This window comes from Cytobacillus sp. BC1816 (assembly GCF_051353635.1).
Classification (GTDB): Bacteria; Bacillota; Bacilli; order Bacillales; family Cytobacillaceae; genus Cytobacillus; species Cytobacillus oceanisediminis_C.
This window is the reverse complement of the sequence record NZ_CP195611.1, coordinates 2,211,877-2,238,818: the sequence shown is the minus strand read 5'-3', so window position 1 is coordinate 2,238,818 and position 26,942 is coordinate 2,211,877. Positions and strand designations below refer to the sequence as shown.

The following is a 26,942-nucleotide window of genomic DNA, read 5'->3' as shown; positions in this document are numbered from 1 at the left end:
CAATGTTTATGATTTAATTATGTTTATGAAATTTGTAGCAAAAAAGGCAACACGTGGATCCTTTTTTAATTCTTCAAGTTGGTTAATTAGTTTGGTTTTTTTATTTAATGGTAAATTAGATAAAAAGTTTATTAGCTTTTCTCCATTCCAAAGTTTATTAGCTATATCCTGCAGCATCTGGTTAAATATTATTAAAATGTATGAATATTTATTACCATAAACCTCTAAAAATCTCAAATATGATTCATAAATTAAATGTAAATTAGGAACGGATATTCTTAGGAAGTTTAAAGCGAAAATACGCAATTGTATTTCAGGATATTTATTAAAAACTCTAACAAAATTTTTATTTGCTTCTTTAGGATTTGACTTTGCAATAGGATGTTCTTGGTGATATGCTTCTAAACCAATATGGTTGAGGAATGTATATCCCTTTTTAAACAATCGGTACCCCAGTTCATGATCATCCCACCCATAGCCTGGATACTCTTCGAATAGTCCTACTTCTTTTATCGCTTCCGCTTTAATTGATACATTACCAGTACAAAAAAGAATCCAAGGAAAGTGAAATCCCTTTAAATCATTACCATAATTATCAAAAAGTGTTTGTTTATAAACTTTTACGAATGGCTTCTCAAATGAGATATGATGATATGATTCATTATAGATTTCTTTTTCAGTTATAAGCCTTACTTTTCTTCCCTTTCTAATGGATTCTAAAGTATTAGTAGGATAAGGAAGGGTATTTTTCATTAACATTTCCATATGTGATTTTTGATTATTATTAAACTCGGGATGAAAAGTAGTATATAATCCCCTTAGAACCATACTGCCACATACCACTATGTTTTTTTTCTCCATATGAGCTCTATAATGTTGAGAAATAAAGTCAGATTTTACTATTATTTCTGCATCCAGAAAAACAATAATTTCTCCACTAGCGTTCTGAATCCCGAGATTTCTGACACTTGGCCTGCCAATATTTTTATTGGAGCGTATATATTTAAAATTCAAGGAAAATAAATTGTGATTTATTATAAATGGAGTTTGATCTGTCGACCCATCATCAACAACTATTACCTCGAAGTTTTCCTTATTAAAAAGCTGACAATCTAACGACGTAAGTGTTAATATAATATCTTGATATTTATTAAAAGTAGGCAATATAACACTAACTTTAATGTCTAATTTCTTTCCTTTTCTATAGAAAGTTTTTTTAAGAAAGTCATAACCCCATTCGATATGTTCATCAAGTTTATTATCTTTTAATAATCGAATATTCGCTTGGTTTAATCCTTTTTTAAAAAACTTTATCGATTGGATTTTTCCATAGAAACACTGCCCTTTTTCATTACCGCCAATTTTTAGTGAAGGGAATATATTTGGATATTTAGATTTTTTTCCAGTAGCAAGTATTTTTTCATTTATATAAACTGTTGGTACTTTATCTATATAAACAAGTACAATTTTAATCCACTCTTTATTGTTAAATGGTATACTTAAAATTTTCTCAGTTTCATTCCTATACTTTTCTATAATACTAATTATATTGTTTTCGAAAAGTATACCCACAACAGCGCCATTGCCTTCAGTATTCACTTCTGGAGAAACTAAATAAGCTTTAAATTTTTTCTCCGCGATATAATGGGGTGAAATAATAAATTCGTAAGTAAAATTATTGGCACACTGACCAGGGTTAATTGGTGCAGTAATATATTCATTTCCCTTGAAATTAAATGGAGAGTTAAGCATAGTCCTCTCCCTTCTTCTCAGAAAGAATCTTATTAATTTTATCCTTATAAATTTCTCGAACTTTATAAAACTCTTGCATTTGTTCTCTATTATGCCGTACTGAGCCCATTGATTCATGAACACGATAGTTAGTTAATGCACAATGGTAGTAATTAAGAGGGAAATTAAGAGCAGCCCTAATCCAAAAATCATAATCCTGAGCGTATTTTAGGTCTTCATTAAAAAATCCTATTGTTTCAATAACCTCTTTAGACATCATAACTGTACAACCATTTATAGGGTTGGAATCGAGAAACGTTTGTATAATTTCTAAATCGTTCTTAAAATTCATTCCAACATTGTGTTTTGTAATAGTATTGTTTTTATCAATAATGTTAAAGTTGGTAAAACTAAACAAAGAATTTTTCACTTTCATAAATTCAAGCTGAAATTGAATTTTATTTATTCCAAATAAATCATCAGAGCTTAACCAAACTAAATATTCGCCTTTTGCTTTTTTTAATCCTCGATTAAGAGCTGCTGCTACTCCACTGTTTTTTTGCTCTAAATAAATTATATTTGATAAAAAGGGAGTTATTAGATCGTTATACTTACTAGATCCATCATTTATTAATATTACTTCGATATTTTTGTAAGTTTGACAAAATACACTTTTGATTGCTTGGTCGACATATCGGCAATTATAAAAGGGTATCAAAACGCTTACTAGAGGCAGTTCTTTATTCAAATTATTCACTCCTAAATAAATTTTCTTAAGGTAATTTATTTGTTTTTTTTCGATGGATCATACTTTTTTCCATCTGCTGCTACAAGTTAAAAAATGCTATAGCATTCAAGTAAGAAATTGTCTTGAATCTAGGAGGTGATGTCTCTGAGCGTTTTATAATTATGTTAAATCCTATAATATTGTTTCATTAGAGATATTATCAGTTAAGAAGGGTCTAGAAACATCATCTATTAATTGAGGTGTGTGTTTTACTGAGCGATTGAGAGGAAATATAAAATTATAAGAATATTTTATAGAATATTTAGTAATACTTAAATAGCACTAATCTTTTCCCTTACAAAAAGATTGCTATAAAATATTCCAATCATTAGAGACCTACAGAACCTTAATATTCCCAATTTTCACCAATCAAGGTGGCTTTCGTACCCTATTTGAATGATAAAATCTCCTGTTACTTTCTTAAAATTAATTATGTTTCGATCTGTGAATTCTTCACGCCAACTGCCAACTTTACCTTTACGAAATGTCCAAGTTTTTTGGGGGGCAATATTATTTTTCATTCTCCTTAACAATTCTTTTTTACTGATGCCTAACGTTTTTAAGTCCTCCCATAAAAAATTGATTATTTTCATTATTTCATAGTCAGCTGATTTAACATTTACTAAATCCTCATAACGTAAACTGCAAACCGAGGGATCGATACGCCATTCGTAAATTTTCTTAAATGACTCATAGACTCCTGGGTATCTATTTTTAATCCCCCACTTATTTAGATTTTCTTCACCAATTAAATCTACACCTAAAATTACAGCATCTAATTGATCTTCGAATAAAACAATTCTTTCTTTAAAAACTTGGTGAAGAGGATGATCATAAAATTTATCATTTATAAAATGAACCATGGATACAGCTACATCTCTCAAGTCTCGGTAAATAAATATTTGCTTTATTGACCTACTTTGTAATGTATTTGAAAATTCATTATAATAAGGAATGTGACTATATACCAATTCACCATTCTTTATATTTAGAACATCATTCTTACCGCCTGCCCAATATGAATTTCCATCATAAACTTCAGATATACCCCTTATTAATTGAATTAATAAATTCGTTGCACTTTTTGGAACAGAATTAATAAAAATTTTAGGTAGGTCCAGATTCTTCTTTTCCATATTTTCACTTCCTTAAATAAATTAATCACTAATACGATTATCACTCACAAACTAGCTATTTTTAGATACCAATAAATATATAGAGGCTAATTATTTCAATTTTAGAAATAGTTATACTCTCCGTTTGAAGTTAAGATAATTTGATATGATTCTTTAAGTTTTTTACTTTAACTATCGTTCAAAATAAAGCAAATATATCATTGAATTTTCAATAAATCTTGGATTAACAAACTAAAATTATTTACTATCCTGATATATGTCTTGCATGAGGTAGAAAGTTCAAATGGAAAGGTTAGATATTAATACTTAAATTCATTTTCTGAAAGAACATTTTAAAAACCGGTATACTCTTACCTTTCATAATAAGTTATGTTTTAATTCATATCCTTGCTATAGGCTAGTTTTATAGATATATTGTTTTTGTATAAAATCATCTAAAGCCTAATACTTGAAAGCATCCTTACTTAACCTTATATCGGTAAATGTAAATTGAAGAATAAATGATCGTCATAGATACTATCGGAAACGGATTATAAACCAGGCGTAACGATAATCCTTAATAAATTGACAAAATGAGAGTATTTTTTGATTTTTTCAATTTTTCCGAAATGAATCGAAGTATTACTAAATACATTCATTAAAAAGAATACAAAGAGGTAATAAACCCCATGATAAGTAGAATTTTTGGGAAGATTTAATTCTTATTGAGGATTAATAGACGATTAATATCCTTAACTTAGGCAGACTGTTTTAGAACAACGATGACTTGCAATAACCTATTGATCTTTTGAATTTTCATTTAGTAAATCTTGATACTGTAGTTTTACTTTCGCTGATTCCTTTAGTACATCATTATTATGAAGCTTTGTCCCCATCTCCCTATGGACTCTATAAAGAGTGAGCGCATTATTTAAGTGACAAATTTGATATTTAAGATATACTCTAATCCAATAATCATAATCATTTGCATAAATTAGTGATTCATTAAATAAACCAACACTCTTCACTACCTCTCTCCGCATCATAATTGTCGAACCATTTATTGGACAACCATTGCTTAAACTAAATAGCAGTTCTTCATTCGAAATATTTGAAGGGCCGAGAGCCTGAGAGATTATCCTATCCTTATTATCAATACAAAAGTAATTGGTATATGAGAACTTACAATCCCTTTCCTTCATGAATTTTATTTGCAATTCAATTTTTGTATTAAGGAATAAATCGTCTGAACTCAGCCAAGCAATATAATCACCATTAGAAATCTTTATTCCTTCATTCAAAGCAGAAGCTGTACCTCCATTTTTTTTCTTAATATAACGAATTTTTTTCTTTATATGTTTTAATGCAGCTAAATGTTTAGTGGATCCATCATCCACTACAATAATTTCTATATTTTGATAAGTTTGATTAAGTGCGCTGGAAATTGCTCTAGAAACGTACTGACAGTTATAAAATGGAATAATTATTGAAACCAGAGGGTATTTACTGGATTCCACTTTAAAGTTCCCCCCTAATAAGCCTAATTAAATTTACAATTTTACTGGTTTATTTCTTACAAAACAGATTTTACAAATAAACCTCTGTAAAATACCTTTATACCTCTAAAGCTTTTTTGTTTTATTTATCGAATAAATAAAAAGATATACAAAATGGTACAGATAAATCACCTTTATCTATTATATCTATAAAGAAAAAACTCTATAGGTGCTCTCAATTATTTGTACCATTATTAAAGCTTCATCTACCTTTAGAATAATGCTTTGTTAATATTTAACTTTATATATTTTTTATTCAATTTTGAGTCAGAGAGCTATATTTTAAGGAGGGTGTTTATAAGGTGTTTATAAAGGTGTTCAATGTCGCTACTTCTATTATGAAGGACATCTTCTAAAATAATTTAGACTTTCCTCAAGTGATGTTCTAAAAGAGAATATTGGTTCCCATCCTAGTTGGTTCATTTTTTCAGAAGAAATCCTAACTTTATCTTCTCTATTGCTCTTTTCAAATGATTTAATTTTAAAGTTTATAGGTGTCATATTTTTGTATATTTTTGCAACTTCTCCTAATGATTGGCTTTTTCCAGATGAAATTGGATAGATTTCTTTACTTATCCCTTTCCTAAAAAGGATTTCATATGCTCTGACGGCATCTCGAACATCAAGGAAATCACGCTGTGCATATAGGTTGTTCACTTCAAGAATTTGTTCAGCATTATGATTTTCCATTTCAGCAATCCTGTTAGCAAAAACAGAGCATACCCCGTTCGATTTTCCTGGTCCAATTAAATTCGTTGGTTGGGCAATAACAATCGAAAGGCCATAAAGTTCTGCCCAAGCTCTGGCAGCGAGTACTTGAAATGTTTTACTGAGACTATAAGGATGGGGAATTGCAGAGATATTTGAAGGGTCGATTTGAAGAGCTGATCCTATTATGACAGATTTTGATTCAGGGCATTCCTTATGAAGAGCATCCAGTATAAATACAGTTGATAGCAGATTGGTTTCTAACGTTCCTGTTGGATCAGACCATGATTGACCTACATGGTTTTGACCGGCCAAATGCAATAAAAATTGCGGTTTTACTCTTTTTATTAAATTTAGCACCGATTCTTTGATATTAAGATCACATTGTTCTACCTTAACACCATCGATAGATATATCCCTTCTTGTGACAGCAATTACGTTATATCCAGCAGATGCAAAATACCTGCAGGCATGGAGCCCGGTAAATCCGGATGCACCAGTAATTAATATTTTGGGCCCGCCGCTCATTTGTCATTCATCCACTCTTTAAGTTCCAAAATCATTTCTTCATAAGTGGGAACTTGATACTTATATTGACTCCTTGTATTTATTATGGTTCTATCCTGTTTTATTTCACTATCAGACTGAATGACAACGTCATCTTTATTAAATATGTGTTTGATCAAAGTCAGTAATTCATACTTTGATATCTTTTTATCGGAAGATAAATGATATAATCCCGTAATATTCTGCTGGATCATCTCATCAATTGCCTTTGCTAATTCGAGAGTTGTTACACCATTCCAATAAACTTCTTTATATCCCTTAATTGTCCCTTTTTGCTTCATAAACCACAAAAATAACCCGATTCCACTATCTTTTAATTCAGGGCCTATTATAGAGGTACGAATGGTTAAATGTACATCGCTAACGATTTCTCCAAGCTGTTTTGATTCAGCATAAACTGAAGTCCCATCTGGTATATCATTTTCAGAATAATTCCCTTTCGTTCCTAAAAATACACAATCAGTACTAATATGAATTACCTTCCCATTATATCTCTCGGCAAATTTGACTAACTGATGCGGAAGCAAACTATTAACCTGAAAGGCTAGCTTTTGGTTCTTTTCTGCAAATTCATTCAATATTCCAATGCAATTAATTATTACCTCTGGTTTTTGATTATTAATTACTTCTTCAAGCTTTAAAGAATCTGTGATATCTAGAAAAATTCCATCTTCATCTTCTTTGTTCCTTGAAGTATAGATGACGTTATATTGTGGCTGCCTTCGAAGGTAATCAACTATCATATGGCCAGCCATCCCTTTTCCTCCAAGGACTAATACCTTCATCTATATAAACCTGCCTTTCCTTAAAATTCCCCTGATTTCATCCTTGCTCATTAGGTCTTTGCTGGAATTATAGTTTAAAAGATTAACCGGTTTATAATTAGCATATTTTTCTTTTAAGCCATCAATATGAATACTTGGCAAAATGACAAAATACTCTTCATCATATGCAATTGTTGTTTCACTTTCATATTCTGAAAGGAGAAGTTCATGTATCTTCTCTCCAGGCCTGACACCCAGAATGTCAACCTCTATTCCTTTTTTTCCCATATCCTCTGATAAAACATGAGCAAGATCTAGAATTTTACATGCCGGCATCTTCATAACAAAAATCTCCCCGCCCATACTCTCAAAAGTGGCTTTGAATACCAGCTTGATAGCTTCTTCAATTGTTAAGAAAAATCTTGTCATTGCAGGATCAGTAATACCAATCCTTCCTTTTTCCTGTATTTGTTTCTTAAAGACATGGATTACACTTCCATTTGTTCCAAGAACATTTCCACCTCTTATGCAAACAAATTTAGTGTCTGTGTTAAGAGTATTGGCGTGGATGATCAGCCTTTCCCCCATTGCTTTAGATAATCCATAAAAATTGGAGGGATTTGCCGCTTTATCAGTTGAAATATAGACAACTCTTTTTACCTTGTTTTCAATGGCTGCTTCAATAACATTTTGTGTTCCGTGAACATTAGTTTTCAATGCTTCTAGTGGCTGATACTCACATACTGGTACATGCTTCAGGGCAGCAAGGTGAAAAACATAATCAACGCCCTCAGATGCTTCCATGATAATTTCTTTTTCTTTAATATCTCCGATTACAAAATGAAGCAGCGGGTTATTGTCAAATTCTTGCTTCATCAAAAATTGGTTAGATTCGTTCCTGGAAAAAATTCTTATCTCCTTAGGATTATAATCCAAAAGCTGCCTAACAAGTTCATAACCCCAAGAACCCGTTCCTCCAGTAATTAAAATTGTCTGGTTCTTAAACAACTTCCATGCCTCCCATCAATAATTTCACCACTTTATCAGAAACACCAGTCTCGCCATATCCCTCAGGCAAAGGCCAGTCTCTCTCTCCATTCAGCATTACATTTACACAATTTAATATCTTTCCAGAGTCAATACCTGATAGAACATTGCTTCCGCAATCAATTGTTTCAGGCCTTTCAGTTGTCCGACGTACTGTAACCGTGGGGACACGAAAAATACAGCACTCCTCCTGGACAGTTCCACTATCAGTTAAAACACATAACGCCTTTTGCTCCAATTGAACAAAATCAAAGAAACCAAAAGGTTCATGAAATTCAACAAAGGTATTTAGCCTAAATGATTCAAGCTTTTGAAGCTTGGATTTGGTTCGGGGGTGTATACTGCAGATGATTCTTTTCCGGTAAACCTCTGCCACCCTGTTGATTCCATTCATGATTTCTCTTAGGTGGCTTATATTATCTACATTCTCAGCCCTGTGAATTGTTGCCAAAAAGTATTCCTCTTCCTTTAGACCAAGTGACTTAATTATTTGACTCTGCTCAATACTGGTTTTATAAGCACTTAATACTTCTTTTATTGGGTTTCCAGAAAGGATGATTCTATTTTTTGGAAATCCTTCTCTCATTAAATTTTCTTTGCTTTGTGGTGTATAAGGCATATTAAAACTGGCAATAGCATCGATTATTTTTCGGTTCTTTTCTTCCGGAACATCCAGATCGAAACACCGATTCCCCGCTTCCATATGAATAACCGGGATTCCCATTCTCTCTGCCAGGATGGCACTTAATCCGCTATTTGTATCTCCAAGCACCAAAACCTTATCCGGCTTTTCTTTTAGAAGGATATTTTCTAATTGATTAAACATATTTCCAAGCTGCCCACCTAAAGTGGCCTGTTTTTTCGATAAGAAATAATCTGGTTCCCTGATCTTTAATTCCCGAAAAAACAGGTCGCTTAATGACTCAGTAAAGTTTTGGCCCGTATGGACAAGTATGTGTTTCGAGGCAAGCAAATCAAGTTTTTTAATAATAAGGCTAAGACGAATTATTTCTGGTCTTGTCCCCAAAATTGTCATAATCCTCACTTTGTGCACTCCTTTCAGCTAAAATCATTATTTCAATTCGTCCCTATTAACCTATTCATATATCTTTGATTTGAATAGGTTTGTATCATCTATTTAAGTTAATTTTTTTGCTGTCAAAATAGATTCTTTGAAAAAAAAAGAAGGGTTGCCCCTTCTTCACATAGTTATTTGTTTATTCATAGAATTAATCATCTAGTAAATTAGGGAAAGTAACACAATCCTGTACAACCAGATCTTCATCCGGTACAAATCCTAATCCTGCTGCAGCAAATGTCACCAATGGTAATCCCGCAAGATCAGTAAGAACAATGGCATAAGCATCTGGGGCAGCACCGATGTTTTCAATCAGTGTCAATGTGAACAATACAGTACGATCAGCTACACCAGGATCTGCAAAGCTTACAGTACCTGAACCTTCGACAGTCATAGTTGTAATTCCTAAAACTTCTGTACATTCCGGCATTCCAATTTCTGCAGCAGTAAACGTGAAGCTTTGATCCACAGTTCCTGTTCCTGTTCCTGTTGGAACTACGAAATCTTCTACAATCCACGAAATGGTGCTTCCACTCAATTGACAGTTGTCGCAAATTTCGGCGTTTAGTTCAGTAGTAAATGACCCTGCAACTAATGGTGCATCAAAAAGAATTCCTGCGAAGGTAATATCAACAGGACCAGTCAATGGATCAGTATCCACAAACGCCTGGCAATCACAGTTGTCACGAGGGAAGAAGTCACATTGTGCAGGCCATTCGAATTCCGGACATACGCCATTAGTAGGAAGTTCAATGTCATTTGGACGCGGGAAGCAGAATTTAGCAAGTACTTCTAGTTTTACGTCTGCTTCTACTTGAATCTCGAAACAGATATCCAGCATAACCTGAAGGCCAAGGTCTGGATCTCCAGTTTCGATGAAGTTAGTGTCACAGTCTAGTGAAATTAAACGGCAGAACACGTTATCAGCTGTAAACGGTTCTGGAGCACATACAACTAGACGGCGGGATTCACTGATAGTCGGACGGAATTGGCAGATGATAGCGCCTGTGCTATCAAAAATAGTAATGAGTGGTCTGATAGTGAAGATGACTTTTACAATGGCCACTTCTACTAATCTTCCACCAAGAGTAATTTCACGTCTTTCGATTCTGGAAGATACTGTGCACAATGCGTTTCCATCCGTATCTGGAGGAGTCAGCGGGAAGAATCCTCCTACATCCGGAACCTCACATGTTACATCCAGAGGTGTTCTTCCATCAGCAACCGCTGCAGCGACTGCAGCTGCGCAATCATCCGGCAAGGTTATTCCTGTGTCTGTAGAGATAGCATCAAAAACCCAGTCATAAACCTTGGATACCCGAATACATTCTTCTTGAACGTTATTAGGAGTCAATTGGGATCCTCTAATAGGTTTCAAGCAAATCATCCTTTCTAATAGGTTGTGTTTTCACTTCATAGTATGGATATATTTAGAATTGTGTTCTAATCAAATAGCCTGTTTTTGTTGATTCTCACGAATTCGGTCTCTTCTTCATATATATAGGTGTTACAAATGCAATTGATAAAAGGAGACTGTACACATGACCTATTCTGTTTTTATTGATGGCGAACTTTTAGGCAAAGCTCTCTATCAGTCAGCAGTTAGCCTGGCATTATTTTGTGAGCAACAGGGATTTGAAGCAGTTATTGATCAAAACAAAGAAACCATTAATATTGAAACCGGAAGAAAGCAGCACCCTATCTCAATTTCATCTCGTTCAAAGAACCAGCCGAGCAAGGACGCTGTTCTAAAATTGAATGATATTCTTAAAGCTGAGGGTTTGGATCTTTTGAAAGAACCAAGTATCACAATATTTTTGGATAGCATTGACCAGCAGTATTCTGATCAGCAATTGATCATTGAACATAATGTTCTTCTTGATGAAAGGCTAAAAAATCTTCTAATTATAGAGTTCAATAAAGCAAAAATACCTTTTGTATTAAATGAAAAGAAAAATTTAGCTGCTGATGGGAAACAGCAATTAGCCTTCAGATCTCAATTTAACGAAAATGATCGACTAATAGTAAGCATATCTCGTGCGTTTATCAGGTACTGCAGCGTTAAACCAACTGCAAATAATTCGGCAATAGTACCAATGCCACTTATAAAGTCCTGGATAAGCTCCTTGTTAGATCAAACATCACTGACTAAAACACAAGAAAAGAAAGCAGCACCAAAGGTTCCTGAAAAAACCATTAAACCCGAAAAGAATAAAAATATCTCAGCAGTCAACAGTCAAGACCTACGATTAAAGAAAGCAAATGCTGAAGTTTTCCTAAATTACACAATGCTCATTCCAAGACCGGATGATGAACAAAAAGAGTATATGGTGAACGGTTCAATCATAATGAAAAACACTGGAGATCTCGATTTAAAAAATCCTGTCATCTGCATAAAAGTACCCACTGATTCAGGGGTCTCTTTACAGGGGCAGATTCTGCCGCCGAAACTTGTTGCAGGTCTCGCCATGAAGGGCAGTGATGGAGAAAAAGGCTGGAAATATGTATATGATGACTGGAGAGAAAGAGTGAAAACCAAAGGAGAATATTGGATAACTTCCATTCAGGATTTAACCATTCCACCCGGAGGTTCTGAGGCATTTAACGGATTAAAGGTCCTCATAAGAGAGCCTAAAAATTCCTCGGTCGGTATCCATGCATTTGTATATTTTAATGAAGGGAAACAACAATACGCTTCCAACAACACCATCTCACTTTCATTTTAAGCCTGTGTTAAACAGGCTTTTTTATTTTGCAACAAACAGCCTATCATCACATAGTATATTACTGAATGCTCTAATTGTAAGGTCAGGAGGGCACATACATGTTGAATGCACCTTTCATTAAAGAAAATGGGAAACAAGACAATAGAAATCTTCAGCAAAAGGTTATTTACCTTACTGCTGAAATCTCAAAATATAAAAATAAGATTAAGGATTACCAGGAAAATTATCATTACAGTCAATTGGAAACCTTGAAAAATGAAAATCAATACTTAAAGGAACAAATACAAAAAAAACAGCAGGATGAATTAGATATTAAAGAAGAACTTAGTTCTGCAATCGCCCACTATAAAAAGAACCTGAAAGAACTTTCTTCTAAAGAAGCAGATTACCTCGTTAAGATTGAAACACTAGATGAACAGATCCGGAAAAGTGAGAAGGTCATTTTAACCCTGCAGGAAAATAACACCTCTATACGTCAGGAAATTGAAGAGTTCCAAAAAAATAGACTCTACCTGCATAAACAACTTTCAGAAAAAGATTCTGAACTGATCAAGCTGAAAAATGAGAATGAACAACTCCAATCAAAGAATAATGAATTTAAAGACTTAATTGTTTACATGAGAGATGAATTGAACAATTACTCAAATCAATTAGCGACAATCGAAAAAAAGGATCAGCTTATTATAGACGACCTGCAATATAACTTATCCATACAAAAAGAGGAAAATGAAAAGCTTCTTCTTGAAATACTGGAATACCGTACCTTAATTAGCGAATATGAAGATAAAATAATGACAAATGAAGCGTATATAGAAGAATTAAAAATAAAAGAAGATACAAACCTTCAGCTTCAACAGCAAAATGAGCAGCTGCAAGCATCAAACAGGGATTTATATGATGAAAATGTGTTGATGGAGCAAATACAAAAAGAAATAATTGCTCAATTACTATTAATTAGAGATGAAATCAAGGAATATCCAAACTCCCCTTTTAGATCGGTTGTTGTATCTAACAGTAAACTTTGAGGCAATGCTAAAAAATAAAGTTATGTGCAGAAAAGTTAGAAAATATCAGAAAGGAGAATGAACATGCTCCGCAATCATACCCCCAATTTGGATAGCCAGATACAGCAGAAAATCACTGAACTAAAATCAGAATTAGCCAAATATCAATCCATGCTCAGCCCCTCTTTTAAAAGAGATGACTCAACAGAAGGCAAAAATAACATAAAGCAAATTAATGAATTGATCAATAAAAATGATATTTTGAGAAAGAAATTGGCTTCATTATCTGAAGAAAATAAAAAACAAAGTTCCTATTTGCATATATTACAGAAGTCAGTTTATGAGCTTCATAATAAAGAATTAACTGAAGAACTTTTTATAAAAGAAGATAAAGACTTGATTTACAAATTAGAAAGCCGAATATATGAGCTTGAATTAGCGTTTTGGGAAATGCATTGTAAAATTGAGAATTTGGAAAGGGAAAATGAAAGACTGATTAAATTACCTGAAAATGAAAATACACTTCACTTATTCCATAAATCAGATTCTGGTGACACCAGCAGTGAGATCATTGTATTAAAGGAAGAAAAGAGACTTGAACAGTTAGTAAGTATAGAAACGAACACAGTAACAGCCTTCAGCAATCCAACGCTTCAAAAAAAATTTTATGATGAAGCTGAAATTATTAACCCTTTAACTGACCGCAATATAGAGCTTGAATGGGCTATAAAACTATTAGAGGGAAAAATTTTATCATTAGAGAATAAAATGAATCATCAAGAATAACACGCCTTTGAATGGGTCGTGTTTATTTTCTTTCCTTCTCCAATAACCGTTCAGTTTGTTTTAAAATGCTGATTTTGGGTAAATAAGAAGCAAGCAAACACAAGGAGGAGATACTTATGAACAAAGACCAGACAAATGGCAATGTGGACCAATTAAAAGGCGAATTTAAAAAGCAATACGGCAAACTGACCAATAATGAATCCAAAGAAACTGAAGGAAATATGGATAAAGTAAAAGGACAGGCACAGGAAAAATGGGGAGATGCAAAGGAAGCACTGTCAAAGACTTTTAGTGATCGCAGAGATTAAAAAAAAGTACTCAACGCTGCATTTGAGCGTTGAGTACTTTTTCATGATCAGAATGATTAAAAAGTCGTTTTCGCACCTAAATAACGAGGTTTCCAATATGAATTATTCATATCGCTGATTTCTACACCGCGTGAAGAACCAGCATGAATGAACTTGTAATTGCCAAGATAGATTCCAGCATGTGATGGACCGGACTTGTATGTTTCAAAGAAAACCAAATCGCCCACTCTCGGTGCTGCAACATGTTTTGTCGCACTCCAAATGGATGCTACAGTACGAGGAATAGAGATTCCCACTTTACCATATACGTAGTTCAGGTAGCCGCTGCAGTCGAATCCGGCAGGTGTGCTTCCTGCCCATTCATAAGGAGAACCAATGTATTTCTTTGCTTCATCGATCAATTCATTCACCTTTGATGTCGTTTGGCCTGCTACCTGTGATTCTGCCGGCTTGCTTGATGCCGTACCAATTACTTTTAGAGTCTGACCGGCATAAATCAAGTCAGAAGAAAGGTTGTTCATTGCCTTTAGTTGTGAAACCGATAAGTTATGGCGAGATGCAATACCTGAAAGAGTGTCGCCTCTTTTGATGGTATAAGATCCAGTGCTTGCAGGAGCAGGAGCAGAAGGTGCAGCAGTGTTAGCCGAACCTTTTACTATTAGCTTTTGACCTGGATATATCGTGTCACTGCTGATTCCGTTTAAACTTTTTAGTGTACTGACGGAAAGGCCATGTGTTTTTGCAATTCCCCATAAAGTATCGCCTGATTTCACTGTGTAGCTGACAGTACTGCTGGAAGACCCGACTGCTGAAGCGTCATGGCTGTGCGGTGCCAGCAGAGTCAGAGCTTGTCCTTTATAAATTATCGATCCTGATATATTATTCCATGTCTTTAACTCTTCAATTGAAAGATTGTTAGAGCGGGAGATTCCCCATAAGGTGTCGCCAGACTGAACTATATATTTATTTTCATGAGCACTTGCTTCTCCATTGAACGGTGTAATCAAAAAACCAGCTGTCGCAGCCATTGTAAGTAGTTGTTTCTTCAAGTTGTACACTCCTTAAATTTCATTGACAACCTAATATTAGTAATAATTCTAGTAAAATCCTATCTGAAAATAATGGACTAATAGGCAGAAAAAACCATAATTTCATAGTATTCCCTCGAGTTGTAAATTTGTAGTAAATTTATCCTGCATTTATTGGTGGTAATTTCCAAGATATCAGAAGAAATCGGGTCGTTTATCGTCATATTTCAGATTATTCTAATTAAACTTTTTTCTTCCTAAACAAAAAAATAGATCAGCATTCTTAAGCTGATCTATTTACAGAAAACTCATTAAATCCATATTCTTTTATTTTCTGCTCTGCGTGTAATACCCAAAGAATCAAGCTTTTCGAGAAAAGGAATCATATACTTTCTGGAAAGCCCCAAAACTTCCTTTGCAAGGCCCACTTCAAATTCAGCATCTGTGCTCTTTTTCAGTTCTTCAACCGCTTCTCTAAAATGATCACCATGCCAATAGTTTTGTGCATCCAGCGGTACGACGATTTCCTGGTCTTCTAAATATCGTTTTAAATCGCCTTTGAGATTCTCAGGAATCCCGGCGGAAGCATAATAATCATCAAAAGGCTTTACTTTATATCCATCTTTTTTTAATTCCGCAAGAAGATTGTCAGTGCGTTTTTGCCAGCTTTTCGGCACATGAGGATAAAAATCTTTATTCTGCAAAAACTGTCCTGTTCTTTGAAATGCACTTTTTTCAATCCCTGAATTTAAAACAAATTCAACCAGCATTTTAGGATATTGATTCTGCATTGCCTGCAGCAATTCTGCTTTATTGGCCCCTTGCTTCATTGGATTTTCCAGGTGGAACTCATTCAGGCGGTCAGCTATTTCTTCTTCTATTGCCTCTTTGATGGCTAATAAAGTGAATTCCTTGCTGTTAACTCTCAGGAAATCTTCTTCATGAAGTATTTCCTTAACCGTCAATTCATCCAGCGAGGTTTTTGCTGTAATCTCCGAAAGCGAAAGCACCTTATTTTCTGACAAAGCCGCTTTTATGCGATCTTTCGGTGTCCCTTCTTTTTTCCTGCTTAAGTCCTCAATGGTTTTTTGGCCGAACCGGTATTTTTCACCGTTCGGATCAATCACCCAGCCCCCGCCAATGGTCTCCTGGGGACTCGGCCGTCTTAAAATGAACCTGTCTCCCCTTTTGGCGACGACTTCCTCTTCTAAACGCAGCTGGCAGAGAATTTCTCCTTCTGAATTGGATAATTCATTACGGTCAAAAAAGACGATTTTCCCCATGACCTCAGCTGTACCAATATGGCATTTGATCGGCATTCTCTGTTTGACGATATACTCTAAATCTCCCACCATTTTTACCGCTACATCAATGGTTTTCGTGACGCTGAAATGCTCAGATGATACAAGGACCTCGCCCCGCTCAATATCCTCCTTCGAAACACCCGAAAGGTTAATGGCTGCCCTTTGCCCTGCAAATGCCGATTTTGCAGGCTGATGATGTACCTGCAGCTGGCGTGCCCTGGTCTCAATACCATTTGGCATGATTTTCAGAAGCTGTCCTTCTTCGACTTTTCCTTCATAAACAGTGCCTCTGACTACAGTTCCCTGTCCTTTCACCGTAAAGACCTGATCGATTGGAAGGCGGAATGCACCTTTTGCATCCCGTGTGTCCTGTTCTTTCAGCGTATGAATAATCAGCTCCTTTAACTCTTCAATCCCTTTGCCTGACAGACTATCTGTTAAAATAAAGGGAACATCTTCAAAAACAGTGCCTTTCAGTTCCTCAAGAATTTCTTCTTTTACAAGGCCGGTGAACTCTTCGTCCACACGGTCAATTTTTGTTATGGCGACAATGCCATTCCGGATCCCCAGAAAATCGAGAATTTCCAGATGTTCTTTTGTTTGCGGCATAACACCCTCATCTGCTGCGACAGCCAGAATGACTAAGTCTATTCCAGCAACACCTGCAATCATTTGCCTGATAAAACGTTCATGACCCGGTACATCCACGACTGAAATTTGAATTTCCTCATCTTCGTGTAAAGGGGCAAATCCCAGTTCTATGGATATTTGCCTTTCTTTTTCTTCTTTAAGCCTATCTGTATCCACATTTGTTAATGCTTTTGTCAATGTAGTTTTTCCATGATCGATATGGCCGGCCATACCGATTGTAAAATATCTTTTCATCAAATCTGCCACCTGCTTCTTTTTGCATTCTTTTTCCACTGTATCCTGAAAAAAAGAATCTTTCAATCATCTGATTTTATAAAGACAGCATCGCACCTATAGCTCCACAATACGCCCCATTTTGAATAAAGACAGGATTCTTGCCAAGCATGGAGGTATACTTCTTTAAAAGGTGCTTTAACGGTTCATTATACTGAACCGTGCTTCCTATATAAATAATATCGCTAACCTGGTGCTGAACTGAAGCCTGAGTGCTTAGGAGCACAATTGTTTCTGCAATCATGTTTGTTAAACTGGCAGCTTTGTCTTCCTTGCTTACATGATCATCTTTAATTTTCCCAAAATTGCTGGCAGTCAGGCTGCCATCTATCGGTGAGTTGAATGGTGCGTAAATATCTTTAACCATTAAATCTGCATTTTCGGCTTTCCCGCTGCATGCCAGCGAAACAAACGCGGAAAAATCTTTTTCACCTGTCAGCAATCTCCCCAGGCCCATCAATGTGCCACCGCCGATTCCGCTCCCGGACACTCTTGAGATTCTCCCGCCGCTGTTCAGGCAAATTGAAGTTCCTGTGCCTATACTTATTAAGAGAAATTTTTCATAAGATAAACCATCTTTCTTCATAAAATAGGATGCACCCATACCGCTTGACTCAAATTCAGGAACAATCCGGGAATTTTGAAAAAACTCATTTTTAAGGTATTCAGCCTTCCCTCCTGTCAAGGCAATTGGCGCATCAGCAGCAGTCATTTTCAGCCAATTCATAGAACTGTACAACTCATCAATCGAATAGCTTTTGTAATGAATTTGACCTTGTTCTTCAAAAGCCATTTTCAGCAGAGAACCTCCAGCATCAATTCCTATTTTTGCAGGTTTCATGCAGATTCCGCCTTTCCTTTCCAGCTTTATCTTTTCCAATCATTTTGAATGGCAGCAGCAATAATAAAAACAGGAATAGTGCCGCTATTTCCAGTGTTATTATGTAATAAGGGTGAGGTCCAAAGTAATCTATTAATGATGGATTTACCGGCTTACGGGAAAGGAACATATAATTTCCTCCTGTTAGCTTGTTTGCGAAAAATGCCGCTGCTGCACAGAAATTCAGGAAGATAAAAGCTTGGAACAAGCCCTTTCCTGTTGGCCTGAATTGATGAACAAACACGAAATAAAGGCAGGTCCAAACGATTAGATTATGGGTAATAAAAAATTGAAAATAGCGAAAATGAGGAAAGCCTAGAAACATCTCAGGAGTTAGAATCGCCATTAATGCCCCTGTGACTCCAATGTAATAGACAATCTGGAAGACAGTCTTAGATTTCGATGCCAATAATAACAGGCAAAGAACTAAGCTTATGGAGCAAAGCTGAAGCGGCAGGGTGAAGGAAAGGTCCCACTTCCCTCCATGATAAAGCCAGAGATGGTAAAACAGTTCCAATGTGAAAAGCAGAAGAAACATATACAGCCTGAATTTATGATCAAGCCGGTATAACCCTTTTCTGAATATGAATAAAAGTACAGCTGCTGCTGCAAACAAAACGACCATGGCAATATGAGATGCGGAAAAAACCATAAAAGGGAAAGCTTTATAATCATGAGAAAATACTCCGGACAAACTATTCTCTCCCTTCCGGGCTGGAGACTGCTCTCCAGGCCAGGGAAAGAATCAGTCTCCAATTAAATTATTTATTGAACCAAAGGGGATCATCATTATCAGCTTCCCCATTATAATTAATCAATACCTCTTCACCTGCTTTAATGTCCCTATAGGCGAAAAAGTCAAAGGTATGATTATCAAAATTGATATCATATACTGCATTTGGCTTGTAGGAATGGTTAAAAAGCATCCCATAGCCTAATAAAATAGCGCTGTGATTTTTCCCGTATTCAAACGCATAATCAGCCAGAGCGGTTTTTTCAATATGCTGATGCTCTATGTTTGGATAAGGAAGAACCGGAGCCTCATGAATCAGTTCACCCTTCTTGATATCACGAGTAGCAAAGACTCCTCTATTATGTTCGCCATCGCTTACTGCTGATGTCTTAATTTCGATCATTTCATTACCTGCACATTCTCGTCAATGACGTATTTTTTATTTTTCAGCGAGCCTAAATTCACCAAATTCCAATTTCTTTGTGGTCTCAAGCTGAATCACTTCAGGAGAGTACAGCTCTATGCTATTAGAAAATAGCGGACCGTCATATACAAATGTATGATACTCACCTGATTCACCCATCGGACAAACAAGCTTATCTTCAATTTCACTTACAAAGTCATGATTAAGTTCTTTGCCCAGCCAGGAATTGTCCAATACCTCTTCCCGAACCCTTATGACTTTGGCTTTATACCCTGATTCCACAAAGGCCTTTAAAGCCTTAAGACTATCCTTCTCCTCCATCCATAGAGGATATACCGCATCCAATCCTGCTTCGGCCGCTGTTTTTTCTCCCCATTCGCGGTGCCCATCCAAGTAGAGATCTCCATATGCAATGCCTGTAATCCCATATGTATCTTTTATTTTTCTTAAATCACTTACGAAACGCTCTGAGTAATCTTCAAAGGTACAATAAATAAACTCTGCAGGTATGGATAAACTTTTAGCCTGAAGCTGGATTAATTCCTTTTTTTCACCATGCCCAAAGGTTCTGCCAATTTCCTGCGGAACCGTTGTCAGAAGGCATACAACCTCGTACCCCTGTTTTATCAGCACATCTAGAGCCAGACAGCTGTCTTTGCCGCCGCTCCATGATAAAACTACTTTCTTCCCCAACAGTCATCACCAACTTTAATAGTATGGGAAAAAGGATAGAAGGTCTATCCTTTTTCCCCTGAATCCTAATTTAAAAATTGAAACTGTGTACGGCTTCCTGTCTGGCTTGCAGTTACCTCAAGACGTGCATCAATTCTTTCCTTCAGCTCAGGAACATGAGAGATGATGCCTACAAGCCTTCCGCTGCTTTGAATTTCGATCAATGCTTCTATTGCCTGGTCTAATGATTCGGGATCAAGTGTCCCAAATCCTTCATCAATGAACATCGTCTCAAGGGAAACGCCTCCTGCGTATTGCTGCACCACGTCTGCCAGACCAAGAGCAAGTGCAAGCGCTGCTTTAAAGCTTTCCCCGCCAGATAAAGTTTTAACATGCCTTTCCTGCCCAGTGTATTGATCGAACACAAGTAATTCCAGGCCGCTTTGTGCGTTGCCCTTTGACCGGTCAGTTTTTCGAAGCAGCATATATCTACCGCTGGTCATCTTTGATAAACGTCCGTTAGCTTCCCTCAGTATATCATCTAAAAATGCCGCCAGGACAAATCGTTCAAAAGTAATTCGGTAAGTATTCTGCCCTTTTGAAATTTCATACAAGTGCCCAATTACTTTGTACCTTTCCTCAAGGGCTTTCATATTTTGATTTATTTCTTTGATTTTTTGCATAGTCTCTTCATTTTGTTTTTTCTTCATAAACAGATTTGTATATTGATCCTGCAGCAGTTTCAATTGATCATCTGTTTCTTGCAATAATAGCTGCAAGCTTTCCAGGTCAGGTTTTTCAATCCCTTCCAAGAGCTGTATTAGCTCAGCGTACCGATCATGAACAGAACGGACTTCTTCCCGATATTCCCTTACTTCAACTTCAAGCTGCCTGATTTGATCTTCTGATTTTTTGGCATCCCGGTATTCTCCGTAGATTTCAAAGCCCTGGTCTTTCATGCGCTGCACAAAATTCTGCCTTTCGGCTGCAAGCTTTTCCTCAATTTTAACAGCCTGCTTTTGAAGTGTCTCCATCTTTGCCTGTTCAGCCATATGGACCGACTTTGCATCTTGATAATCCTGCTGGGCTGTTTCCAGCTGCCTTTGCATTATTTCAAGTTTCTCAGCAGCCGTTCTCAAACTCGACTCGTAAGCTTCAATAGACCGCAGGTTTTCAGGAATCGTGTCCATCATCCTCGCCAAGTTGCTTCTTTTTTCCGCATGTAAAATGGCTGCGTCATTTAGTTGGTCTTGCAGCCGGTCAATTTCTGCAGCTAGTGCTTCTTTCCTCTGCTGTGTTTTTTCCAACTCAGCAGTACAGTTTTCCAGCATGGAAGATTTTTTCTTCAGCTCAGCATGTAGTGTCAAAAGATCCTTTTTTTGATCGGCAAGTGTATTTTTCATTACAAGCAAACTTTCTTGTTTAAAGTCAGGACGGTGTTTTTGTATTTGGGCAGTCAGTTCAGCCAATCCACTCTCGCTGGAATTCATGCGGGACTGGGCTTCATAAAAAGCAGACTCCGCTTTCGCTTTCTCGGCTTCAATTTGAACTGCCTGTTTTTTTGCTTCCTTCAGGTCTTGCTCATCCGGTATATCATGTGGAGATACAGCCGGATTGGGATGGTGGTCTGAGCCGCAGACCGGACATGCCTCCCCGTTTTGGAGCCTGTCTGCTAAGATTGCTGCCTGTCCATGAAGCCACTTGCCCTCCAGTTGCTCCACAAGCAGTTTGGCATCAGTCAGCCTGGACGATGTCTGATCAAAATAATCTCTCTTATTGCTGAAGGCATTCATTGATAATTGATGCTCTTTATGCAGCTCTTCATATTTATGAAGCCGTTCTATTTCGTCTGCTAGTTTCTCCAGGTTTCGTTCATTCTCCATCTGTGCAAGCTTGCTCTTTTCAATGTCCTGCTTTTCTTCAGTCAGTGTTTTTATTTGCTGATCAGCTTTTTGATGGGCTTCATCTTTCTGTCTTTTTTGAAGCCTGAGGTTTTCAAGATTTTTTTCAAGAGAACAGACCAGTTTTTCCACTTTTGCATAAGAAAGAATGTCCTCTTTCATACTTTGCAGGTGATTAACCTGTTCGGCAGCCTGTTTTCTTTCTGCCTCGCGGTTCTTTTCAGTTTCCCATTTATCTTGCTTTTCTTTTAATAGTGCTTCAAGAGTGCCTAAATTTTTCTGAAGCTCATGAAGATCGGCATGTGCTGCATCCAGATCTTTCTTCAGTTCATGACAGAGCTGCTCCTGCTGATTGAGCAGGGCTGCTTTCTGGGCAAGAGCTATGGCATTCTCTTTTGCAGTGTATTGATCCATTAGCCCTTCCAGCTCTTCTTTCCTTTGCTTTAGCTCTTCTTTCGCCATCAGCTGTTTGAGCACCATTTCAGCTTCATAGAGCTTTTGCTGAAGATGATCTCTCTCTTCCTTTTTTTTCCTGCCTGCTTCTGTCAGCTCAGCAAGGCCTGCTGCCATCTCCTTAACTTCCTCTGCAAGAAGCGGCATGAGCAGGGTGTCATTGACACTTCCTGCTTCGAGGTAAGATTTCAGCTCCTCGCTGTATAAAGCCTGCACCTGATTAAAATACTGATCTCTCAGTTTTATCTGTTCTTCTACCGTTCTTTTTAATTCAGTTGCATCTTCTTTAAGTTTTTCTTCTATGCGCTTGTATATTTGAGTATGGAATAACCGCTGAAGAATGACTTCTTTATCCTTGCTTTCAGAAGTTAGGAGCTTTCGGAACTCTCCCTGGGGAATCATCAGAATTTGCCTGAACTGATTGCTGTCAATGATCATAATTTCTTTTATCTTTTCATCAACATCCCTGACATTTGAAGCAAGGAGCTTTTGCTCTCCATTTTCACCATACATATAAAGTTCTGCTTTGGCGCTTACTGTCGTCGTGCCATCGCCGCGCTCTTTTTTCTTTTCCTGCTGAGGAGATCTTGTAATGTAATACCTTTTATTTCTTAAAATGAATTCGAGGGAAATCTCGGTTAATGTATGATTTTTCGCAAACTGGCTTCGAAGTTCAGCCCCATTCCGATCCTCCCCGCTTGCCTTTCCATAAATCGCGTAGCTGATGCCGTCAAAAATAGTGGTTTTGCCTGAACCCGTCTTGCCGGAGATGACAAACATGGTTCGATTTCCAAGTTCCGTAAAATCAATGCTCTCACTGTCTGCGTAGGGTCCAAACGCCTGCATCGTTAATATTAATGGCTTCATTTCAGCGCCTCCTCCCTCAGCACTTTTTCGATCACATCAGTCATAACCTGCTGTTTATCTTTTGTAAATTCGGAAGTGGTCATTTGTTCATAGAATTGTTTAAACAGATCAAGCTCTGACTTTTTCTCTTCCTTTATCGATAGGAAAGAGCTTTTTTTCTTCATATCTGTAACGGCTATCCTTCTTTCAAGGTGAAGAACATTCGGGTAGACCTGTCTCAGCTTATTAATTGGATCAAGCAATGCGCCTTCATCAAAAAGGGTGATTTTCAGATAGTCATCAAGGTTCTGTTTTTCATAGAAAGCTGGATCCATCAGTTCATCAAGATGCCCTTCTATCTCTCTCAAGTCTTTTTTGGGCTTAAGTGAACGGGTACGCAAGGCAAATTCGCCATTTTCCTTCATTTCTACAATAGAAACGGATTTCTCCTGTTTAGCTTCGGAAAAAGAATATTTTAATAGGGAGCCTGAATAGCGGATCTTGTCATGCTTTATGGCATCAGGACTATGCAAATGTCCAAGTGCCGTATAGGAGAAAGGATCAAAGCAGCTAGAATGGACACAGCCTGATCCTCCGACAGAGAGTGTCCTCTCCGAGTCACTGGTAGCTCCGCCCAGAACAAAAGCATGTCCGACAAGAACGTTCGGTTCATTTGGGTTCAGGTACTGTTCAATTCTGTTCACAATTGCCTTCATTGCATCATCATGGGAGTGCACACGGTCATCATCAAGCAAATGCCTGACCATTCCGGGTTCAGCATACGGTACCAGATAAAAGTTCACACCATTAATATGTATGGGCTTAAAATCATTTACCAGTTTTCCAGACAAGTAGAACTTGCTTTGTTTATACCAGGAGCTTCCAAAGGATAGCCTTTCAGCGCTGTCATGGTTTCCGCCTATGGCAACCACAGGTGTATTGAGCTCTACATTTATTTTAAAAAGAATTTCATTCAGCAATTCTACAGCATCAGTCGGAGGTACGGACCGGTCATATAAGTCTCCTGCAATAACGACTGCATCCGGCTTTTCTTCCTCTACCACGTCAATAAATTGATGCAAAAAATGACGCTGATCTTCGGTCATATATACACCATGGACCAGCTTGCCCAAATGCCAATCAGCGGTATGGATAAATTTCATATCTAACACCCTCTTTTCCTTGCCTGAGATTCTTTCTGCAATGTTACCATTATACCAAATCAAAAAACGGTAGAGGCTAAGCAAAATTTAACAGAACATTCGTTCTAATTATATCAGAGGTTTTTTCCAAAACATAGCATTGTTCGAAAACAAAAAGAGCCCAGCATAGGCTCTTTCATCTATTGCTTTTTTAGTTTAGGGAAGTTGATCAAAATGGCAATAATACCACAAATGCCTATTAATATCGGATAAAAGGAATATGCCATAATGCTCACCGGCGAAATGGCAGCGAGTCCGGATGCAGCCAGCATCTGTGCTCCATATGGGATAGTCCCTTGTACAAAACAGGCAAATATATCAAGAATACTTGCTGATTTACGCGGGTCAATCTCATATTGATCTGCAATTTTTTTGGCAAGCGGCCCTGCAATAATAATGGCAATTGTGTTATTGGCTGTAGATAAATTTGTCAGGGATACAAGTGACGCAATACCAAATTCAGCTCCCCTGCGGGATTTTATTTTGCTTGTAGCCATGTGAAGCAAGTAATCAATTCCGCCATTAAATCGGATGATCTCAACCAATCCGCCAATGAGGATGGCAATTATCGCAAGGTTCTGCATACCAGCCATTCCCTCAGAAATCATTTGCAGGAATGAAACAAAAGTATAGCTGCCGTCTGCAATTCCGATAAGGCCAGCAAGAAGGATACCCCCGCTAAGCACAAGAATAACATTCATGCCAAGCAAAGCAGCAGCCAATACGCCAAGATAAGGGACTACTTTCAAAAAGCTGTAATCCCCGCTGGTTACCACGCTTTCCTGACCTGCTGTTAAAATCCCTAGAATCAAAGCTGTAAGCAAAGCAGCAGGCAGGACGATTAAGAAATTCACACGGAATTTATCCGTCATTCTCGTTCCTTGAGTCCTGACAGCAGCAATGGTCGTATCTGAAATGACGGACAGATTATCCCCAAACATGGCACCCCCTATTATTGCTGCAATCGCCAATGCTGTAGAAACATCTGTCTCCGCTGAAAGGGCTACACCAATTGGAGCAAGAGCTACAATTGTTCCCATGGATGTTCCCATCGATAACGAAATAAAGCATGCAATGATAAAAATTCCGACCATAAGCAGATTCTGCGGGATAAAAGAGAGTGCAAGGTTCACCGTCGAATCAACTGCCCCCATTCCCTTAGCCGTACCAGAAAAAGCCCCTGCCAGGATAAAAATGATGGACATTAATATGATATCAGGATGTCCGGCCCCTTTCGTGAATATCTCTACTTTTTCCATGAATGGCTTTTTTCTGTTCATTGCCAGTGCTATTCCGGCTGTAGCGGAAACAATGACAATGATTGGAATACTATTAAAATCTCCTGTTGCAATGCCGCTTCCTATAAAAATTAGAAGGAAAGCCAAAAGCGGCAATAATGCCCAGGGATTCCCCTTGTTTTTCATAAAAAATCTCCTCTCCGAATGGAATTTCCTGCAAAATAAAAAGACCTCTTCAAGCAAGAAGAGATCTAACAAATCAATCGTTCTCTTCTTATCTGCCAAGCACCTCTGCTTGCTGGATTTGGCACAGCGCTCTATAGAGCCCGCTGCCGAGACATCTTAGGGCCAGTCCCTCAGTCTCTCTTGATAAGCGATTCATATGAAATTATTCTGAAATAACTCACGTTTGAAAATTATACAGGAAACTCGCGAAACTTCAAGCACTTTTTTGTTATGGACTAAGAATCTGAATAATACTTTAAAGAGTGAAAATAGAGATTGGGATTAAAAAAAGCCGCAATGCGGCTTAAAACTAGTGCAGATCTTTGGGATTTGGCGGGGTATGACCCTTTTTCAGCTCCTGAAAGATATCCTCTGATGCTTGAGGTGCAGGCTGAACAGGCGACTGCAAAATCATTTCTCCCATCAGCCTTTTAAATTCTCCAACAGTCAAAGGCTTGGCATCATTCATTAACTCATACCCAAGCTGTCCATTCGGTTCAAGAGTGGCCATTTTGACATCTGAAATTTTTGTGATTCCGCTGGTTCTGAGCCTCATTTCCAGCTGATCAGCTGTAAAGCGCAATTTCCTCATATTTGCTGTTTTTAGTTTTCCATTCTCAATCACAATTTTAGATTTGCCTGTTATAAATTTTTCAATAAAATTAAACTTAACCTGAAGATATTCCATTAATATTAATGACCCAACTAAGATAGCTGCTGCAGCAATCGTTTTCCAAACACTAGTCTCAACGATCGGCTGAATAATGATGGTACCTATTGAAATCATCACAACTGTTTGGGCTAGTGTCATTTGTGAGATGGATTTTCTTCCGGCCACACGCAAAAGCAGCACCCCTGAAAAAATTAAAAGGACTGATTCCCATATAAAGTTCATCCTATAGCCACCTCCCTTTTTCTCATAGGTTATGGCATAG

At 37.1% G+C, this 26,942-nt stretch carries 23 protein-coding genes and 1 riboswitch; of the genes, 4 read left to right on the top strand and 19 right to left on the bottom strand.

Annotated features, from left to right (window positions below):
- Positions 1-6 precede the first annotated feature (6 nt).
- The 9 genes from ACR42H_RS11500 to ACR42H_RS11460 form a co-directional block, all read right to left on the bottom strand.
- The gene (locus tag ACR42H_RS11500) at positions 7-1,752 is read right to left on the bottom strand and encodes a glycosyltransferase (protein WP_436376254.1); all 1,746 of its coding nucleotides are present in this window, start codon (positions 1,750-1,752) and stop codon (positions 7-9) included.
- Positions 1,745-2,479: a glycosyltransferase gene (locus ACR42H_RS11495; protein ID WP_436376252.1), complete on the bottom strand. Its 735-nt coding sequence runs from the start codon at positions 2,477-2,479 to the stop codon at positions 1,745-1,747. The genes ACR42H_RS11500 and ACR42H_RS11495 overlap by 8 nt, the downstream gene beginning before the upstream one ends.
- Positions 2,480-2,880: 401 nt before the next feature.
- Positions 2,881-3,654: a sulfotransferase domain-containing protein gene (locus ACR42H_RS11490; protein WP_436376250.1), complete on the bottom strand. Its 774-nt coding sequence runs from the start codon at positions 3,652-3,654 to the stop codon at positions 2,881-2,883.
- Positions 3,655-4,430: 776 nt separating this feature from the next.
- On the bottom strand, positions 4,431-5,150 hold the full coding sequence (locus ACR42H_RS11485; protein ID WP_436376248.1) for a glycosyltransferase family 2 protein: 720 nt from the start codon (positions 5,148-5,150) through the stop codon (positions 4,431-4,433).
- Between the two features lie 375 nt (positions 5,151-5,525).
- On the bottom strand, positions 5,526-6,425 hold the full coding sequence (locus ACR42H_RS11480) for an NAD-dependent epimerase/dehydratase family protein (protein WP_436376246.1): 900 nt from the start codon (positions 6,423-6,425) through the stop codon (positions 5,526-5,528).
- Positions 6,422-7,249: a dTDP-4-dehydrorhamnose reductase family protein gene (locus ACR42H_RS11475; RefSeq protein ID WP_436376245.1), complete on the bottom strand. Its 828-nt coding sequence runs from the start codon at positions 7,247-7,249 to the stop codon at positions 6,422-6,424. The genes ACR42H_RS11480 and ACR42H_RS11475 overlap by 4 nt, the downstream gene beginning before the upstream one ends.
- Positions 7,250-8,236, bottom strand: coding sequence for a polysaccharide biosynthesis protein (locus ACR42H_RS11470; RefSeq protein ID WP_113883903.1), 987 nt, complete (start codon positions 8,234-8,236; stop codon positions 7,250-7,252).
- Positions 8,229-9,320, bottom strand: a complete 1,092-nt coding sequence (gene wecB / locus ACR42H_RS11465) for a non-hydrolyzing UDP-N-acetylglucosamine 2-epimerase (protein WP_113883904.1) — start codon at positions 9,318-9,320, stop codon at positions 8,229-8,231. The genes ACR42H_RS11470 and wecB overlap by 8 nt, the downstream gene beginning before the upstream one ends.
- 184 nt (positions 9,321-9,504) lie before the next feature.
- On the bottom strand, positions 9,505-10,740 hold the full coding sequence (locus tag ACR42H_RS11460; RefSeq protein ID WP_436376242.1) for a hypothetical protein: 1,236 nt from the start codon (positions 10,738-10,740) through the stop codon (positions 9,505-9,507).
- Between the two features lie 154 nt (positions 10,741-10,894).
- Between ACR42H_RS11460 and ACR42H_RS11455 the strand changes: the two genes are divergently transcribed.
- The 4 genes from ACR42H_RS11455 to ACR42H_RS11440 all read left to right on the top strand — a co-directional run bounded on the left by ACR42H_RS11455 (position 10,895) and on the right by ACR42H_RS11440 (position 14,177).
- A complete protein-coding gene (locus ACR42H_RS11455; RefSeq protein ID WP_436376240.1) occupies positions 10,895-12,079 on the top strand; it encodes a hypothetical protein in 1,185 nt (394 codons plus the stop codon).
- A gap of 98 nt (positions 12,080-12,177) precedes the next feature.
- Positions 12,178-13,104 carry a hypothetical protein gene (locus ACR42H_RS11450; protein WP_436376238.1) on the top strand — a complete coding sequence of 309 codons (927 nt, stop codon included), beginning with the start codon at positions 12,178-12,180 and terminating at the stop codon, positions 13,102-13,104.
- 63 nt (positions 13,105-13,167) lie between these two features.
- The gene (locus ACR42H_RS11445; protein WP_436376236.1) at positions 13,168-13,869 is read left to right on the top strand and encodes a hypothetical protein; all 702 of its coding nucleotides are present in this window, start codon (positions 13,168-13,170) and stop codon (positions 13,867-13,869) included.
- 116 nt (positions 13,870-13,985) lie between these two features.
- Complete coding sequence (locus ACR42H_RS11440) at positions 13,986-14,177, top strand: CsbD family protein (protein ID WP_113883909.1); 192 nt, start codon at positions 13,986-13,988, stop codon at positions 14,175-14,177.
- Positions 14,178-14,233: 56 nt separating this feature from the next.
- On the opposite strand, the gene ACR42H_RS11435 is transcribed toward ACR42H_RS11440, so the two are convergent.
- The 10 genes from ACR42H_RS11435 to ACR42H_RS11390 all read right to left on the bottom strand — a co-directional run bounded on the left by ACR42H_RS11435 (position 14,234) and on the right by ACR42H_RS11390 (position 26,902).
- Positions 14,234-15,226, bottom strand: a complete 993-nt coding sequence (locus ACR42H_RS11435) for a LysM peptidoglycan-binding domain-containing protein (protein WP_436376233.1) — start codon at positions 15,224-15,226, stop codon at positions 14,234-14,236.
- Positions 15,227-15,516: 290 nt separating this feature from the next.
- On the bottom strand, positions 15,517-17,394 hold the full coding sequence (gene selB / locus ACR42H_RS11430; protein ID WP_436376903.1) for a selenocysteine-specific translation elongation factor: 1,878 nt from the start codon (positions 17,392-17,394) through the stop codon (positions 15,517-15,519).
- A gap of 76 nt (positions 17,395-17,470) precedes the next feature.
- A complete protein-coding gene (gene coaW / locus ACR42H_RS11425; protein WP_436376231.1) occupies positions 17,471-18,274 on the bottom strand; it encodes a type II pantothenate kinase in 804 nt (267 codons plus the stop codon).
- The gene (locus tag ACR42H_RS11420; protein ID WP_436376229.1) at positions 18,249-19,007 is read right to left on the bottom strand and encodes a YwaF family protein; all 759 of its coding nucleotides are present in this window, start codon (positions 19,005-19,007) and stop codon (positions 18,249-18,251) included. Before ACR42H_RS11420 ends, coaW begins: the two co-directional genes overlap by 26 nt.
- A gap of 67 nt (positions 19,008-19,074) precedes the next feature.
- Positions 19,075-19,449 carry an SET domain-containing protein gene (locus ACR42H_RS11415; RefSeq protein ID WP_113883913.1) on the bottom strand — a complete coding sequence of 125 codons (375 nt, stop codon included), beginning with the start codon at positions 19,447-19,449 and terminating at the stop codon, positions 19,075-19,077.
- Positions 19,450-19,485: 36 nt separating this feature from the next.
- On the bottom strand, positions 19,486-20,163 hold the full coding sequence (locus ACR42H_RS11410) for a diphthine--ammonia ligase (RefSeq protein ID WP_436376227.1): 678 nt from the start codon (positions 20,161-20,163) through the stop codon (positions 19,486-19,488).
- 65 nt (positions 20,164-20,228) lie between these two features.
- Complete coding sequence (locus ACR42H_RS11405) at positions 20,229-23,363, bottom strand: AAA family ATPase (RefSeq protein ID WP_436376225.1); 3,135 nt, start codon at positions 23,361-23,363, stop codon at positions 20,229-20,231.
- On the bottom strand, positions 23,360-24,505 hold the full coding sequence (locus ACR42H_RS11400) for an exonuclease SbcCD subunit D (protein WP_436376223.1): 1,146 nt from the start codon (positions 24,503-24,505) through the stop codon (positions 23,360-23,362). The genes ACR42H_RS11405 and ACR42H_RS11400 overlap by 4 nt, the downstream gene beginning before the upstream one ends.
- Before the next feature lie 179 nt (positions 24,506-24,684).
- Positions 24,685-25,968 carry a Na+/H+ antiporter NhaC family protein gene (locus ACR42H_RS11395; protein ID WP_436376221.1) on the bottom strand — a complete coding sequence of 428 codons (1,284 nt, stop codon included), beginning with the start codon at positions 25,966-25,968 and terminating at the stop codon, positions 24,685-24,687.
- Positions 25,969-26,053: 85 nt separating this feature from the next.
- Positions 26,054-26,158: riboswitch (SAM riboswitch) on the bottom strand.
- 159 nt (positions 26,159-26,317) lie between these two features.
- Positions 26,318-26,902 carry a DUF421 domain-containing protein gene (locus tag ACR42H_RS11390; protein ID WP_436376219.1) on the bottom strand — a complete coding sequence of 195 codons (585 nt, stop codon included), beginning with the start codon at positions 26,900-26,902 and terminating at the stop codon, positions 26,318-26,320.
- Positions 26,903-26,942 lie beyond the last annotated feature (40 nt).

Excerpts from the sequence above, each read along its gene's own strand:
- ACR42H_RS11450 (WP_436376238.1), top strand. The coding sequence starts at position 12,178 with ATGTTGAATGCACCTTTCATTAAAGAAAATGGGAAACAAGACAATAGA.
- ACR42H_RS11405 (WP_436376225.1), bottom strand. The coding sequence starts at position 23,363 with ATGAAGCCATTAATATTAACGATGCAGGCGTTTGGACCCTACGCAGAC.
- ACR42H_RS11455 (WP_436376240.1), top strand. The coding sequence starts at position 10,895 with ATGACCTATTCTGTTTTTATTGATGGCGAACTTTTAGGCAAAGCTCTC.
- ACR42H_RS11390 (WP_436376219.1), bottom strand. The coding sequence starts at position 26,902 with ATGAACTTTATATGGGAATCAGTCCTTTTAATTTTTTCAGGGGTGCTG.
- selB (WP_436376903.1), bottom strand. The coding sequence starts at position 17,394 with ATGAAAAGATATTTTACAATCGGTATGGCCGGCCATATCGATCATGGA.
- ACR42H_RS11480 (WP_436376246.1), bottom strand. The coding sequence starts at position 6,425 with ATGAGCGGCGGGCCCAAAATATTAATTACTGGTGCATCCGGATTTACC.
- ACR42H_RS11490 (WP_436376250.1), bottom strand. The coding sequence starts at position 3,654 with ATGGAAAAGAAGAATCTGGACCTACCTAAAATTTTTATTAATTCTGTT.
- ACR42H_RS11440 (WP_113883909.1), top strand. The coding sequence starts at position 13,986 with ATGAACAAAGACCAGACAAATGGCAATGTGGACCAATTAAAAGGCGAA.
- ACR42H_RS11460 (WP_436376242.1), bottom strand. The coding sequence starts at position 10,740 with ATGATTTGCTTGAAACCTATTAGAGGATCCCAATTGACTCCTAATAAC.
- ACR42H_RS11415 (WP_113883913.1), bottom strand. The coding sequence starts at position 19,449 with ATGATCGAAATTAAGACATCAGCAGTAAGCGATGGCGAACATAATAGA.
- ACR42H_RS11395 (WP_436376221.1), bottom strand. The coding sequence starts at position 25,968 with ATGAAAAACAAGGGGAATCCCTGGGCATTATTGCCGCTTTTGGCTTTC.
- ACR42H_RS11500 (WP_436376254.1), bottom strand. The coding sequence starts at position 1,752 with ATGCTTAACTCTCCATTTAATTTCAAGGGAAATGAATATATTACTGCA.
- ACR42H_RS11445 (WP_436376236.1), top strand. The coding sequence starts at position 13,168 with ATGCTCCGCAATCATACCCCCAATTTGGATAGCCAGATACAGCAGAAA.
- coaW (WP_436376231.1), bottom strand. The coding sequence starts at position 18,274 with ATGAAACCTGCAAAAATAGGAATTGATGCTGGAGGTTCTCTGCTGAAA.
- ACR42H_RS11475 (WP_436376245.1), bottom strand. The coding sequence starts at position 7,249 with ATGAAGGTATTAGTCCTTGGAGGAAAAGGGATGGCTGGCCATATGATA.
- ACR42H_RS11400 (WP_436376223.1), bottom strand. The coding sequence starts at position 24,505 with ATGAAATTTATCCATACCGCTGATTGGCATTTGGGCAAGCTGGTCCAT.